This window comes from Robinsoniella sp. KNHs210 (assembly GCF_000686105.1).
In the GTDB taxonomy this organism is placed as follows: domain Bacteria; phylum Bacillota; class Clostridia; order Lachnospirales; family Lachnospiraceae; genus Robinsoniella; species Robinsoniella peoriensis.
Window position 1 is genome coordinate 1,095,934 of sequence record NZ_JMLZ01000002.1, and the last position, 15,925, is coordinate 1,111,858.

General features: G+C 42.5%; 11 protein-coding genes and 1 pseudogene. 11 read left to right on the forward strand and 1 reads right to left on the reverse strand.

The genetic code is table 11. The features are described from left to right. Positions 1-20 precede the first annotated feature (20 nt). The 3 genes from CD03_RS0111640 (at position 21) to CD03_RS0111650 (ending at position 6,207) form a co-directional block, all read left to right on the forward strand. Positions 21-2,015: a beta-galactosidase trimerization domain-containing protein gene (locus CD03_RS0111640; RefSeq protein WP_027293779.1), complete on the forward strand. Its 1,995-nt coding sequence runs from the start codon at positions 21-23 to the stop codon at positions 2,013-2,015. Between the two features lie 204 nt (positions 2,016-2,219). After that, entirely contained in the window at positions 2,220-3,644 is a 1,425-nt protein-coding gene (locus CD03_RS0111645; RefSeq protein ID WP_044289318.1) for a leucyl aminopeptidase family protein, read from the forward strand. A 1-nt stretch (position 3,645) separates the two neighbouring features. After that, on the forward strand, positions 3,646-6,207 hold the full coding sequence (locus CD03_RS0111650) for a transglutaminase domain-containing protein (protein ID WP_027293781.1): 2,562 nt from the start codon (positions 3,646-3,648) through the stop codon (positions 6,205-6,207). A gap of 100 nt (positions 6,208-6,307) precedes the next feature. On the opposite strand, the gene CD03_RS0111655 is transcribed toward CD03_RS0111650, so the two are convergent. After that, positions 6,308-7,234 (reverse strand): ArsR/SmtB family transcription factor, encoded by a 927-nt coding sequence (locus tag CD03_RS0111655; protein WP_027293782.1) that lies wholly within the window; start codon positions 7,232-7,234, stop codon positions 6,308-6,310. Between the two features lie 387 nt (positions 7,235-7,621). Here CD03_RS0111655 and CD03_RS0111660 point away from each other — a divergent pair, with 387 nt between their 5' ends. The 8 genes and pseudogenes from CD03_RS0111660 (at position 7,622) to CD03_RS0111695 (ending at position 15,784) form a co-directional block, all read left to right on the forward strand. Next, the gene (locus tag CD03_RS0111660; protein WP_027293783.1) at positions 7,622-9,034 is read left to right on the forward strand and encodes an ABC transporter substrate-binding protein; all 1,413 of its coding nucleotides are present in this window, start codon (positions 7,622-7,624) and stop codon (positions 9,032-9,034) included. A gap of 40 nt (positions 9,035-9,074) precedes the next feature. Further along, positions 9,075-9,974 carry a carbohydrate ABC transporter permease gene (locus CD03_RS0111665; RefSeq protein ID WP_027293784.1) on the forward strand — a complete coding sequence of 300 codons (900 nt, stop codon included), beginning with the start codon at positions 9,075-9,077 and terminating at the stop codon, positions 9,972-9,974. A gap of 1 nt (position 9,975) precedes the next feature. After that, on the forward strand, positions 9,976-10,839 hold the full coding sequence (locus tag CD03_RS0111670) for a carbohydrate ABC transporter permease (protein ID WP_027293785.1): 864 nt from the start codon (positions 9,976-9,978) through the stop codon (positions 10,837-10,839). A 57-nt stretch (positions 10,840-10,896) separates the two neighbouring features. Next, positions 10,897-12,399, forward strand: a complete 1,503-nt coding sequence (locus CD03_RS0111675) for an alpha-N-arabinofuranosidase (RefSeq protein ID WP_027293786.1) — start codon at positions 10,897-10,899, stop codon at positions 12,397-12,399. Next, positions 12,400-12,660, forward strand: a complete 261-nt coding sequence (locus CD03_RS0111680) for a DUF6171 family protein (protein WP_027293787.1) — start codon at positions 12,400-12,402, stop codon at positions 12,658-12,660. Between the two features lie 21 nt (positions 12,661-12,681). Beyond that, positions 12,682-14,199: an arabinosylfuranosidase ArfA gene (arfA, locus tag CD03_RS0111685; RefSeq protein WP_027293788.1), complete on the forward strand. Its 1,518-nt coding sequence runs from the start codon at positions 12,682-12,684 to the stop codon at positions 14,197-14,199. A 160-nt stretch (positions 14,200-14,359) separates the two neighbouring features. Then, a pseudogene (locus tag CD03_RS0111690) lies at positions 14,360-14,770 on the forward strand (NifB/NifX family molybdenum-iron cluster-binding protein); the annotation flags it as partial. A gap of 210 nt (positions 14,771-14,980) precedes the next feature. After that, entirely contained in the window at positions 14,981-15,784 is an 804-nt protein-coding gene (locus tag CD03_RS0111695) for a Cof-type HAD-IIB family hydrolase (protein ID WP_044289319.1), read from the forward strand. The last annotated feature ends 141 nt before the right edge of the window (positions 15,785-15,925 follow it).

The window sequence follows — 15,925 nt, forward strand, 5'->3', positions numbered from 1 at the left end:
AACATCAGGAGGAATGGTACGTGGGAAATATCAGATACAGACAAATTCATTTAGACTTCCATACCAGTGAATATATACCAGAAGTAGGAAAAGACTTCAATAAAGAAGAATTTGCAGACACCTTAGTGAAAGCAAATGTAGATTCTATTACCTGTTTTGCAAGATGCCACCATGGATGGCTCTATTATCCATCTAAGAAATTTCCGGAATTAATCCATCCGGAACTTACGAACCACAACCTGTTATTAGAGCAGATTGAAGCCTGCCATGAAAAAGGCATCAAAGTACCGATCTATACAACTGCACAGTGGGATGGACGTATTATGAGAGAACATCCGGAATGGCTTGCTGTGGATGAGAATGGTGAATATATCGATACCCAGCACGTACCGGCACCTCATTTTTACCATACCATCTGCCTGAACAGCGGATATCGTGAATTCTTCAAGGAACATTTGGAAGATATGATTGATGTGGTAGGGGCAGATAATGTGGATGGTATCTTCATGGATATACTTTTCCAGGTTGATTGTAAATGTGAGCACTGTGTTAAGAAGATGGAAGAACTTCACGTAGATGTGGAAAGCAAGGCGATGCGCCTTCGTTATTCCATACATATGCTGGAAGAATTCAAGTCTGAAATTTCAGCATTCATCCGTGAAAGAGCGCCGAAAGCAAGTATTTTTTATAACAGTTCCCATGTGGGTCCTGCTTATAAGGACAGTTTCAAGGATTACAGCCATTTAGAGCTGGAGTCATTGCCAAGCGGCGGGTGGGGATATGATCATTTCCCGGCAACCAGCCGATATGCAAGAAACCTTGGAAAAGAGATGATCGGAATGACCGGTAAATTTCATACTTACTGGGGAGATTTCCACTCTCTGAAAAACCGTGCGGCGCTGGAGTTAGAATGCTTTAGCATGCTGGCAATGGGCGCAGGCTGTTCTATAGGTGACCAGCTGCATCCAAATGGGAAATTATCCCCGGGTGCCTATGACCTGATCGGGCAGGTTTATGGCAGCGTTAAGGAAAAAGAACCATATTGCCGCAGTGCGTCATCCGTAGCAGAAATAGCAGTGCTTACACCGGAAGAGTTCTATCCGGAAGAAGAATACGATCTGGGAATTTCACCATCTCTGATTGGTACGGTACGTATGCTTCAGGAATTGTCCTACCAGTTTGACATCATTGACAGTCAGATGCCTATGGATCAGTATAAAGTTGTCATCTTACCGGATTGTATCTATTACAATGCGGATTTGGAAAAGGTGATGAAAGATTATATTGCAAAAGGCGGAAAAGTAATTGGTTCTTTTGATTCCTGTATTCCAAAGGATGGAAGTGAAAATATTTATGGTGTGAAATATTTAGGAGAATCTAAGTTTTACCGTGAATTTGTCATGCCGAATGAAGTAATTGGCAAAGATCTTCCAAAAGAAGAATTTGTTATGTATTTAAGAGGATTTGATGTGGAAGCGGCAGGAGCCGAAGTGTTAATGGATAAAATAGAACCTTATTTTGACCGTATTGGCAAGACTTTCTGTTCCCATCAGCATGCTCCGTCATCCGGAAAAGCAGGTTATCCGGCTGTGACGAGAAATGGAAATGCCGTTTATTTTTCACATCCGATCTTCCATCTCTATCGCAAGAATGCGGCAAGATGGTGCAAACTGATGGTGAAAGATGCGCTGGATTTATTATTAGAGAATAAGCTGGTAAACCATGATGGACCATCCACACTGATATCATCACTGAATCACCAGGAAGCAGAAAACCGTGATATTCTTCATTTATTACATTATATTACTGAAAAACGTTCCGAAGATATCTATACGGTAGAAGATATCATCCCGCTGTATATGATTACAATGAAGCTTTATGCAGGAGACAAAGAAGTTAAATCCGTGTCTCTGGTACCGGAGAACAATGCCATTTCCTTTAAACAGGAAGGACAGTATATTACTTTTACTTTGCAGGAAGTGAAAGGACATAACATGATTAGTATCCAGTATTAATCCAGTAGTCCATATAGCTTGAATCCTCAATAAACACTTGTCTATTTCCGAATATTATCAATTTTAATAAAACGGGAAAACACGATTAATATTAAAGAGCAGGATGCCAGGAGAGATCTCAAGCATCCTGCTCTTTATGGAGTCCTAAATAAAAACAGAGAAAGGAATGCCCGCCGTCAACAGTACGTCAGGTGAGGTGTGATTATGATAGAAGCAGTTGTGAACAGCAGCGAGACTTTTCAGGTGAATTTTATAAATAAAGAGGCATGGAGCCGCACGAAATGCCCGGAATATGTAAAAAGACTTTTCCAGGGTGAATATCTTCAATCCTGCTTTATGAAAAATTCAAATGAACGGATTGATTTATTCATCGGTTTAGGTGATAATGAGTGTAGCAGTAAGGAGATCAAAGAGGTTACAGCCAAGGCAGTAAAAGAGATGAAGCAGCACAATATCTATGAGTTTTCCATAGATGTATCGGACTTCATAGAAAAAAAGGGAACCTTTGCCGTTCGTGAAGCAGCGGAGGGAATCCTTATGGGAGCTTACGAAGGACCTTTTTTTGGAGAGAAAGAAAAGAAAGAATGGAAAGTATATTTAACCGGAATAGCACAAGCCGAGTTAGAGCTGGCAAAAAAAGAGCTTGAGGCAGGGATTCATATCGGGGAATCAGTAGTATGGGCAAGAGATATGGTTAACATGCCCGGCAATCATTTTAAGCCCTTGGATTTCGCTGCAGAGATCAGTAAAAAGATGGAAAGTAGTGGTGCTGTCTGCGAACTTATCAGCTATGAACAATTGAAAAAGCTTGGAATGAAAGGTCTGCTGGCAGTTGGTGAGAGCAGCTCCAATGAACCCTGCTTTTTAATTTTCCGATATCTTGCAGCTCCGGACAGTAAAGAAATAACAGCCCTGGTTGGAAAAGGAGTTACCTGTGATACGGGCGGATATTGCTTAAAGCCTGCTAATTCCATGCTTGGAATCAAAGGCGATATGGCAGGGGGCGCAGCCGTTGCAGGTGCGGTACTGGCGCTGGCAAAAAATAAGGTTAAAACAAATGTAATTGGTCTCATTCCAATGTGTGAGAACCGGATTGCTCCAGGAAGCCTTGTTCCGGGAGATGTGATATCTTCTTATGCTGGAAAGACAATTGAGATATGTAACACGGATGCAGAGGGGCGCCTGATATTGGCGGACGCGGTTGCCTATGCTGTGAAAAATGAAAATGTGACCCGGGTTTTAGATATTGCCACACTTACGGGAGCGGTTGTAAATATGTTTGGATTCTCTACAGCGGGAGTTGTATGTGATAACGATGACCTTTTCGCAGACTTTAAAGAGGCATATCAGATATCAGGAGAACGCTATTGGCGGCTGCCTGTCTATGAAGAGCAGGAGCGAATGATTGAGAGTAAAATTGCAGATATCAAAAATATGGGAGAAAGCCATTGCGGTACCATTACGGCAGCGTTATTTATAAAAGCGTTCGCGGAGGAAAAACCGTGGATTCATCTGGATATCGCAGGTACTGCCTGGGTAGACAGCCCACTTTTTGAGTTTCAGTCAAAAGGTGCAACCGGTGCAGGAGTTACATCCCTTTATTATTTATTAGACAGAAAGGAAAATTAAAATGTTTTCAATAAAATGCGAAGAACGGATTGAAAAAGGATTTGCAGATGCAGCAGCGGCATATCCGGAGATTTATGGAAAAATCATTGAGAAATTTAACGAATGCTCCGAACATGAGACAATTCTGATGAAATATTTATATGCAGCCATGCCCCTTAGTGATCTTGGAAATTACACTTTTGAGGACTTTTCAGATTATGCGAAACAGGGCGTGTTACTGTGGGAAAAGGGCCCGTTTGCCGGAAAAGTTCCAGAGGACATCTTCTTAAATTATGTAGTTTATCACCGTATAAATGAAGAGGATATTTCTCCTTGCAGAAGCTTTTTCTATTCACAGTTGTCTAAACGGATAGAGGGGAAAAGTATGGAGGAAGCGGCCCTGGAAGTAAATTACTGGTGTGCCGAAGAAGCTACATACCAGACTACGGATGACCGTACCGTATCACCTATGACTGTGTATAAAAGTGCGTTTGGCAGATGTGGGGAAGAATCTACATTTACCACAAGTGCACTGCGAAGTGTGGGGATTCCTGCGCGTCAGGTCTATGCTCCCAAATGGTCCCATTGTGATGATAATCATGCCTGGGTAGAAGTATGGTGCGATGGTGAATGGCATTTTATTGGTGCGTGTGAACCGGAAGAAATTCTGGACAAAGGCTGGTTTACCAATGCGTCATCCAGGGCCATGCTGATTCATTCCAGATGGTTTGATTTCATAGGGGCAGAGGAAGAAGTGATCCAGAAGGATGGCATGGTAACCGTGCTGGGTCAGCTTAAGCGTTATGCGCTCACAGAAAAACTGACGGTACACGTTACAGACCGTAATGGCAGGCCGGTACCGGGAGCACTTGTAAAATTTGAGATTTTAAACTATTCCGAATTTGCTCCCATCGCTTCAATCGTAACAGATGAAAAGGGGCAGGCGGGATTTTGTACAGGACTTGGAAGCTGTCATCTGCATGTGATAAAAGATGGGGTATTTGCAGAGATCTTAGTGGATGTGGATAAAGAAAAGGAGTGTTCTGTATCTTTTGATGCTGTACTGGAAGAAGATCACCTTACAGATGTCAAAGCCGGATGCATACCGCCGGTTATGGACGGCTGGCAGGATTTTGACGTGATTGCTCCTAAAGATGCCAGAATTAACACGAAGCAGCCGGCAAAAGAGCAAAAGGAAAGAGGAGAGGTACGTTTCGCAGAGGCCGCAGCCCTCAGACAGAAAAAGGCGGCATCCTTCTATCAGGCGGCAGAAGCAAATGAGATCAGCAGCTCATATGGAAGCGGGATTGATGAGATTCTAAAAGAAAGCAGGGGCAATTTTAAGGAAGTAGTAAAATTTTTGTCTGCTTCCGAAGAAATGGATCTTAGAAAAGAACTGCTCTTCGTATTGACAAAAAAAGATTACCGTGATTTGAAAAGTGACGTACTGGAAGAGCATCTAAGAGAAAGCAAGGCTTATGCCGAACATGTACCCCATGACATTTTTGTTCGTTACATTTTAAACCCCAGAGTGCATATGGAACCCCTTACCAAATACCGTGAGTCCATCCTTGGATATTTTACAGAGGATCAAAAACAGGCATTTATTGCAGAACCATCCCGTATCTGGGATTATATTGAAGCAGCCGTTGGGGAAAAGAAAGACAGAGAATATGACAGCCTGACAACTTCACCGGTGGGATGTCTGATGCTGAAGACAGGCAGCACCCAGTCCAAAAAGATTCTTTTTGTTGCAGTCTGCCGTACACTGGGCATAGCGGCAAGGTTAAATCCTGCGGATCTTGCCATGGAGTATTATAAAGAAGGAGCATTCTGTCCCATCTTGGAAAATGCGAAAAAAGATTGTACACTCAGTCTGGCATCCGGCGACAGTACAAAATGGGTATATTTCCAGAACTGGACTCTTGCAGTATTAAAAAATGGTGATTATCATACTTTGAACCTGGCGGCAGAAGTGTGGAAGGATGGTATGACCGTTCCATTAGAGACAGGAGTTTACCGCATTGTAACCTCAAACCGTCTGCCAAACGGAAATATTTTTGCAAAAACGTATTGTTTCTCATTGGACCAGGGAGAAAAGAAAGAATTAGTTCTTTCCCTGCGCGAGGCAAAATTATCCGATATGCTGGAAAATATCGAGATTAATGATTTTATACTTCACAGAAAAGACAGAAGCGAGATCATGGCTTCTGAAATCTTGCAGAATAAAAAGAACCTGATTATCTGGATGGAAGAGAGCAAAGAGCCTACCGAACATATTTTAAATGAATTATATGAACGGAAAGAGGAATTTAACAGCATTGACGGACAGATTATCTTTGTAGTAAAGGAAGAAAAATCACTGCAGGATCCTACCTTATCCAGAACGCTGGCATCTCTGAAGGATGTTCAGATTTATTATGACAGCTTTGCTGAAAATGTAAATACACTGGGAAGAAGGATGTATGTAGACCCGGATAAGTTACCGCTAATTATTGTGACAAATCCCGGCTTAAACGGAGTATATGCAACCAGCGGCTATAATGTTGGAACCGGAGACATGCTGCTTAGAATATTGAAATAGATATGAGGAAAGTCCGGTAATTAAAGATAGAACGGGGAACGGGCGTATTGCTGATGACAATACGCCCGTTTTTTCGTGTAATCCTATTGTTTTTTTGTATTTAAGCCTCGTCTTTCAGTGGTGAATAGCGGACCTTAAAGCGGATATCCTGGTTATAATCCCCGAAGGAGCTGCCAAATATAGTCATTCCGCCTACATGTCTGGCGGTATCCGGAACGCCCAGTCTGAACCGGATCATGTCCCGGTCGGTAAAAGCAAAATCATCAATCGTGACATCTGAGATTTTCAAATCATCCATAAAGGTGCCGTTTTTATTTATGATCAGGTTCTTTAAAAGGCCATATTGATTCCAATTCGGAAACCACCAGCCTGGCGTAAAATGACCCGGGCGGTCTGCATAGTCTCCGGGGCTGGTCCAATAACCCACAAAGGTTTCATTTATATAAAAATGAATATCGGATGGCCAGATACTGTTGCTTCCCGGGGCTTCGGAGCTGATTTCCAGAGAGATATCAATTTCATCAATTCGCTGTGACGCAGGCAGTACATTAGGCAGGATATATTCCACATAGCCTTTTCCGAGCCAGAGGATATCAGCGTCAAAACGCTGTTGATGAACGAAGAATCTGGGATCATCCACATCACCGATCAGAGAAGCAGGTGTGGAGATGCCGCAGGTGGGATAAATGGAAAAATCGGAATATTGCCCGACTTTCAATTCCGCAATAGATTCGTTCTGGATAACAGGTTCCTGAGTCAGAGAAAAAAGTATCTGTCCGATATGAGCAGAGCAGACCTTCTGGTTGCCGTGTCCATCACCTTCGCTGGTGATTTTCACCAGACCGCAGTCTTCCAGCTTCTTAATATGGCTGGTCAGGGCACCGTTCGTTATATTTACCCGTCCGGCGAGTACGTTCATATTCATAGGGCCTTCATCCAACAACAGATTTAAAATAGAGATCCGGATATCGGAACCAAGGGCTTTAAAAAGCGGCAGGCCGCTGTCGATGTCTTTGAGATAACGCATAGGGTGTTCCTTTCGTAAAACCTTTTTGGTCGTATTGAGAATTATTATAGCGCTATTTGAAGGAAAATACAATAACGAATACGGAAGCAGAAGGAACACACAACAAAATCAAAGAGTTTAAGATAAACTAAATTAATTTAAAAATAACTTGACAAGATATGGATTAAAATGTATAGTTTAGTTACGAAGCGAATAAAAAGTCATTAAAAATATACAAATTGCACAAAATACATATGATGAATATATACTAAATGCCGGCCGGCAGAAAATAGTTTTGATGATTGTTGAAGCAGTGCTGTGATGTGTGGGTTGATGACCTTTTTTGCTTGGTAAATGTAACCTTATGTGAGTTATTTTCTAAGTGAGTTTATTCAGGGAGGAACGAAAATGAGAAGAAAATTAATTAGTACTTTATTGTGTGTGTCTATGGCAGTTACTATGCTTACCGGGTGTGGAGGTAAGGAGAGCAGTTCGGCTTCGGGAACGGAAGGGACCAATACAAGCTCTAAGGAGGATGCTTCTTCTGAAAATGCGGATGGGAAGGAAGCAGATTCTGAGACAGAAGTTGTGACAACTACCGGCGATGCCAATGGAACGCATTTTGATATGTGGACATTTGTAGAGATGCATTCACAGTTTTATTCAAATATGGTGCAGAAGTGGAACGAAGAAAATCCGGATAAGACCATTGAAGTTACATTTACTACATATCCATTTGCAGATATGCATAATAAGCTTACCCTGGCATTACAGTCAGGCGAAGGTGCACCTGATTTATGCGATGTGGAAGTTGGACAATTCCCCAATTTTCTGCAGGGGGAAGTACAGTTTAAAGAACTGAATAGTTTTATGGAACCTTATACAAAAGATATCGTACAGTCACGTATTGACCTTTACAGTAAAGATGGGAAAAATTACGGAGTGCCTACCCATGTTGGGGCAACGGTAATGTTCTATAACACAAAGATCCTGGATCAGTATGGTATAGACTATACGCAGATTAAAACCTGGGATGATTACACACAGGCAGGGAAGAAGTTAGCAGAAGCGTCTGATGGTAAAGTCAGGATGACATCTGTGGATACGGCAGGTACGGACTGGCTGTCCCTGTCTATGGCGGAATATGGTGAGGACTGGACAGATGAACAGGGCACAGCAGACGTAACCATTGATTCTGTGAACAAGATGCTTACCATGCAGCAGGACTGGCTGGATGAAGGAATTGCCATGGTATCGCCGGGCGGCCATGTAGATATGGAGGAAGGGTATGCCAATGTGGCAGATGGAAATATTGCTTCATTCCCAAAAGCAATGTGGTTTATGTCCAGATTCCTGAATTATATGCCGGAAATGACAGATACCTGGGCGATTGCACCCTGCCCGGTATATGAAGAAGGACAGAACAGATCTGTGGGCATCGGCGGAACAGGAACGGTTGTAACCAATCAGTGTGAAAGTGCAGACCTGGCAGCAGAATTTCTGGCATGGGCGAAATTGTCGGAAGAAGGAGAAAAGAAAATCTGGGAAGACCTGGGCTTTGATACCTGTAATACGAAAATATGGACAGATAAATCCATAACAGAAGATACATCAAATAAATATATTTCCTATTTCAAGACAAATCCATTTGATACTTTAAATGAGATTAAAGATGAGATCGGCATTGTAAAAGTAGTTACGATTACCCCGACTATTGGCGAAGTATTTAATAATACCACCTTAAATGCAATTTTAGAAGACCGGCAGGATGTTACAGAGGCGCTGCAGGAAGCGCAGGATAATGTTTCCCTGGAACAGTAATGAGTGCAGATGCTAAAATTGGTTAAAGGAGGGAAATACCGTGAACAAGTTAAAAAAAATATTTTATTCCCAGAAAATTGCACCTTATGTGTTTGTTCTTCCGTTTATTTTAAGCTTCCTGGTATTCTGGATCTATCCTTTGTTCAGTACGGTTAAGATGAGTTTCCAGTCGGTCCTGCCGGGTCAGGTGGAATGGATAGGGACAGCCAATTATACCAAGCTAATAAAAGATGCTGCATTTCATACGGCTGTCTGGAACAGCGCAAAATATACGCTGTTCACCATTGCATTACTGATCCCTTTTCCCATGCTGTATGCGGTAATGATGGACAGCCGCCTGACAAAAGCAAAGGGACTCTGGAAAGCAATTTTATATCTCCCGGCCCTTACCTCAGTAGTGGTAGCAGGTACTATATTCCGGCTGATGTTCAGCGAATTGAATGGGTCCGCCATGAATCAGCTGATCGGACTGTTTGGAGCAGGCCCTCTGAAATGGCTGAAAGAATCCACAACAGGCATGTTGGCATTACTTGTGCTGGCATGCTGGAGATGGACCGGTGTGAATACACTGTATTTTATAGCAGGGCTTAAAAATATTGACACAGCTCTTTACGAGTCGGCAGATATCGATGGAGCAACAAAATGGCAGAAATTCCGTTTTGTAACGGTTCCGCTTTTGAAGCCCACCAGTATCTATGTATTGACAATCAGCATTTATGCAGGATTATCCATGTTCCTGGAAAGCTTTATGCTATGGAATGGGAATTCGTCACCCAAAAATATCGGACTTACGATTGTAGGGTACCTGTATCGGCGCGGTATTGAGAAGAACCAGCTGGGGTATGCATCTGCCGTAGGATTGGTGCTTCTTCTGATAGCCTTGATTATCAATATATTCCAACTGGTTATGAATGGGACTTTTAAAAAGGAGGAACGGTAAGATGGGTAAAAGAAAAGAACGTTCATCCATGAGCAGAAACCAGAAGATCCTGGCAGCAGTCAATACCGGAATCTTTGCGATTGTAAGTTTAGTTGTAGTAGCCCCGCTGCTTATTTCGTTTATAGCATCATATCGTCCAGGTAAGGATCTGATAAGGTATGGAATGAGTCTGAATCTGGATTTTTCCGCCATGAGCCTGAATAATTACAAATACTTGTTTACCGGGAATCACAGTTATTTCTTATGGTTTAAAAACAGTATGGTGCTTACGGTTCTGACAGTTGTACTGACACTTCTGATCTGTTATTTTGTAGCATACGGGCTGACGATGTATCAGTATAAACTGCAGAATTTACTGTTTTTCCTGGTAATTGCAACAATGATGGTACCTTTTGAAATCCTGATGCTTCCGCTGTATCAGGAGATCATAGACCTGAAACTGATTAACAGCCGTGCGGGGGCGATTCTTCCGGGACTTTGTGCTGCGTCAACGATCTTCTTTTTCCGGCAGTACATGAGCGGGCTGCCGAAAGAACTGCTGGATGCAGGCAGAATAGACGGGGCAACGGAGTATGGAATCAGTATTAAAATAATGATGCCAATCACGAAGCCGGCTTTTGCGGCAATGTCAATATTATGCGCCATGGGTTCCTGGAATAACATGCTATGGCCCCTGCTGGTATTTCGTGATGCTGATAAATTTACTTTGCCCATCGGTTTAAATACGCTTTTGACTCCTTATGGAAATAATTATGACCTGTTAATTGCAGGTTCTATGTTTTCTATTCTGCCAATATTTGTACTGTTTTTATGTTTTCAAAGGTATTTTATTGATGGAATGACGGCGGGAGCAGTCAAAGGATAATGAAGCGGTGTGGGATAAAAGAAAAAAATAATTTAATAATTTTGGAGGAAAATTAAGATGGCAAGACTTTTCATTGATGCGCAGCAGAAAAAAAGTAAAATACATAAGGAAATTTACGGTCATTTTTCAGAACATTTGGGAAGGTGTATTTATGAGGGTCTCTATGTGGGAGAGGACTCACAGATACCCAATAGGAACGGAATGCGCAGCGATGTGGTAGAAGCGCTGAAAGATATGAAGATACCGGTCTTGCGCTGGCCGGGAGGCTGCTTTGCCGATGAATACCACTGGCAGGACGGTATTGGACCAAAGGAAAATAGAAAGAAAATGATCAATACACATTGGGGAGGCGTGGTAGAAGACAATAGCTTTGGAACCCATGAATTTATGGAACTGTGCCGCCAGTTGGGCTGTGAAGCGTATGTCAATGGAAATGTAGGAAGCGGTTCGGTAAGAGAAATGTCTGAATGGGTGGAATATCTCACCTTTGACGGTGTCTCACCAATGGCAGAACTCAGAAAAAAGAATGGAAGAAAAGAGTCCTGGGATGTAGAATTCTTCGGAGTAGGCAATGAAAACTGGGGCTGCGGAGGTAATATGACTCCGGAATATTATGCCAATGAATATAGAAGATATCAGACATACGTCCGGGATTACAAACAGGATAAGAAAATCTACAAGATTGCCTGCGGGCCAAACGTGGATGATTATGAATGGACGCAGGAAGTATTAAAAACCTGTTTCCGTCATTCCCAGCCTTTCCAGCATGGTTTTATGGACGGACTGTCCCTCCACTATTACACCCACCCTGAGGGATGGGAAGATAAGGGCAGTGCAACGGATTTCGATGAAAAGGCCTGGTATAAGACACTCTCCAAAACCCTTTATATGGAGACCCTGATCAAACGCCACAGTGCAATTATGGATCAATATGACCCGGATGAGAAGATCGGACTCATTGTAGATGAATGGGGAACCTGGTTCAATGCCATGCCGGGAACAAATCCAGGATTCCTCTATCAGCAGAACACCATGCGGGACGCTCTGGTAGCCGGTATTAATCTGAATATTTTCAACAAATATTCCAAACGTGTCCGTATGGCAAATATCGCCCAGTTAGTAAATGTACTGCAGTCTGTGATTTTAACCGAAGGACCACGTATGGTAAAGACACCTACCTACCATGTGTTCCATATGTATCAGTGCCATCAGGATGCAGTGCTTCTGGAAAGCCATATAGATACGGACCAGATCGGACTGGAAGAAGAGTTCCTGGTACCAAATCTTACAGAATCGGTATCGGAAGATAAGAATGGCAAGATGCATCTTACCATAACCAACTTATCCATAGAAGAAGCTTATCCGATTGATACCACAATCGCAGGGCGCAGCGTGGAAAAGGCAGTGGGCAAAATTCTGGTAAATGAGATGCATGCTATGAATACGTTTGATGAGCCGGAAACAGTTAAGGTTCAGAACTTTGATGATATTCAGATTACCGGTCAGGGCATATCTTTTGTAATCCCGCCGTGCAGCGTAGTTCATATTGAGGTGGAATAAATGAATCAAAGCCAGAGAGTATGTAAAAAATGCCTCTTAAAAGAAATGCCGGAGAGCGTTTATTATCAAAATCTCTATGATTACATCAGCCGGCTGGATGAAGATGTTAAAACAGAAGAAAATAAGTATCGGGAACGCCTTGATAAATGTAAAGCGTGTGACAGCCTGATAAATGGAATGTGCAGAATATGCGGATGTTTTGTGGAAATGAGAGCAGTCATTGAAAAAAATGGCTGCCCCCACACAACTCCAGAATGGTGACTAGGAGAAAAGGAGTAGGAAATGACTGGTAAAAAGTATGCAAAAATGGTAATAGACAAAGATTTTAAGATATCTAAGATTGATAAGCGGATTTATGGATCTTTTATAGAACACCTGGGGCGTGCCGTATATGAAGGAATATATCAGCCTGGTCATCCCACGGCAGATGAAAATGGCTTTCGTCAGGATGTGATGGATCTGGTAAAGGAATTACAGGTGCCCATAATACGTTATCCCGGCGGTAATTTTGTATCTAACTTTTATTGGGAAGACAGTGTGGGACCGGTGGAGCAGAGACCGAAACGTCTGGAGCTGGCATGGAGAAGTCTGGAACCCAATGAAATCGGGGTAAATGAATTCTCAAAATGGTGCAAAGAGGTAAACTCAGAAATTATGATGGCGGTAAATCTGGGAACCAGAGGTGTAGCGGATGCCTGCAGCCTGTTAGAATACTGCAATCATCCATCCGGGACGAAGTACAGCGATCTGAGAATTTCCCACGGTGTAAAACAGCCTCATGGAATCAAAACCTGGTGCCTTGGTAATGAAATGGATGGCCCGTGGCAGGTAGGATCGAAAACCCCGGTTGAATACGGGCGGATTGCGTCGGAAACGGCAAAGGCAATGAAACTGATAGACCCTTCCATAGAACTGGTTTCCTGCGGCAGTTCCAATACCGGAATGCCAACGTTTCCCCAGTGGGAGGCAACAACCCTGGAACATACATATGATTACGTAGACTACGTTTCCCTCCATCAGTATTTTGGTAATCCGGATCATGATACAAAGAACTTCCTGGCACGTTCCGTGGAAATGGATCACTTTATTCGCACAGTCATTGCCACATGTGATTTCGTAAAAGCGAAAAAGAGAGGCAGTAAGAATATCAACTTAAGCTTTGATGAATGGAATGTATGGTTCCACTCCAACGAATCCGATCAAGATACCATGGCAAACCATCCATGGCAGAAAGCTCCGGCGCTTCTGGAAGATGTCTATACTTTTGAGGATGCTCTTTTAGTGGGACTGATGCTTATTACCTTTTTAAAACATGCCGACAGGGTAAAAATAGCATGCCTGGCACAGCTGGTCAATGTTATCGCACCCATAATGACAGAGACAGACGGCGGTGCGTGGAAACAAACGATCTTTTATCCATACCTCCATGCTTCCATATATGGAAGGGGTACTGCATTGCAGCCGGTATTTGACAGCTCCAGGCACGATACAAAAGAATATACCGATGTAACGGATGTGGATGCAGTAGCAGTTTACAACGAGGAAGCAGAGGAGGTAACCATCTTCGCCGTAAACCGCGATTTAGAAGAAGGAATACCTATGGAATGCGATATCAGAAGCTTTCCAGGTTACCAGATACTGGAGCATATCGTGCTGGAAAGCGATGACTTAAAGGCAAGCAATGGTCCGGGAAAAGAAAGGGTGGTACCTGGACATTCTGCTAACAGCAGAGTGGAAGATGGAATTTTGAAGACGGTATTGAACAGGGCTTCTTGGAATGTGATAAGGTTGAAGAAGTGATGTGTTTTAATTAGAAAGGACGCTTTGCTGATTAAGCGCGTGTACGGAAGGCCCCCTGCGCCTTCCGGTCACCAACCCTGCCCCGTCCCGACCTACTGGAATTATATCCAAAAGTATGTTAAACTATAAGAAATTCAATTTATAGGAGGACTAAACGAACATGAAAGTAGCAGTAACGTATGAAAACGGACAAATTTTCCAGCATTTTGGACATAGCAGCCAGTTTAAGGTATATGAGATCAATGAGAATGAGATTATTTCCAGTGAAGTACTGGATACCAACGGCAGCGGACATGGTGCACTGGCAGGATTTTTGAAAGAGGCAGGTGTTGATGTGCTGATCTGCGGCGGTATCGGCGGAGGAGCCCAGAATGCCCTTAAGGATGCAGGAATCAAGCTGTTTGGCGGAGCTTCCGGTGATGCAGATAAGGCTGTTGCAGATTTGCTGAAGGACAAGCTTCAGTATAATCCGGATGTAAAATGCAGCCATCATGAGCATGCTCATGGGGAAGGCCACAGCGATTGCGGCAGCCATGCAGATCACAGCTGCGGACATAACTGCAGCCATTAATAAGGCGCGTAAAGTACGTTATGAAGAGATTTATGTATCATTCATAAAGTACTACGCACAATTTTTCCAAATTCAAATCAAAAAAGGTAAAATTATCATGCGTTTTCTATATTGACTTTTTCCTCATCTCCCGATATCCTAATATTGAAATACCGGTGAACAGTGCATGTGCTTTGCAGGCATGGGCAAGAACAGATGAGGAGTAAAAAGATGAATCATAAGAAAATTATATTTTTTGATATTGATGGAACTATATATGATCACAGGACAGGGGTAGAGCCATCTACAAGGCAGGCAATTGCAATGCTGGTAGAGAATGGCCATATTCCTGTCCTTTGTACTGGCAGGGCAAGAGCGATGATCATGCAGGAACTGATAGATCTGGGGTTTCAGGGAATTGTGGGCGTCTGTGGATCATATGTTGAGTATCAGGGAAAGCAGGTAGAAAATCGTACCCTAAGCAATAGGGATGTACAGCGGGTAGTGGACGCATCTGTAAAATACGGACTGGAGGTAATCCTGGAGGGAAGTAAAGCCATGTATTACAATGAGAATTTAAATTTGCCCCAGTATCTGGAACAGATTAAACATATGACAGGAAAGTACTGTTTACTTCTGCCAATGATTGAGAACAGAGATTCCATCCAAATAAATAAGTTAACAGTACATTTTGGGAAAGAATCTGAATTAAAAGGATTTCGGGAAGAGTTAAAAGACATTCTGGATTTTATTATACATTTTGAATCAGATGACGAGAATTATGCGGAATGTGTGCCTGTTGGTTTTACAAAAGCAACGGGTATCGAAACGCTGCTGCAGTACCTGGATATCGATAAGAAAGACAGTTACGCATTTGGAGACAGTGTAAATGATCTGGAAATGATCCAATACGTAAATTATGGAATTGCCATGGGCAACAGCAGCGAAGAAGTATTTGAAGTTGCAAAATACAGAACTGACGGGATGTATGAAGACGGCATTTATAATGGACTGAAAGAGTTCGCACTAATTTAAGAATTCTGGAAACAGATGATTATTTATACAGAAAAATAAATAAAACACCAAAGAGAACATTTCCCAGTGAGGTTTTTCTTTGGTGTTTTTTCATGATATCAAATCATAGATTTACACTTTCTTTACATACAAAGCGATTCG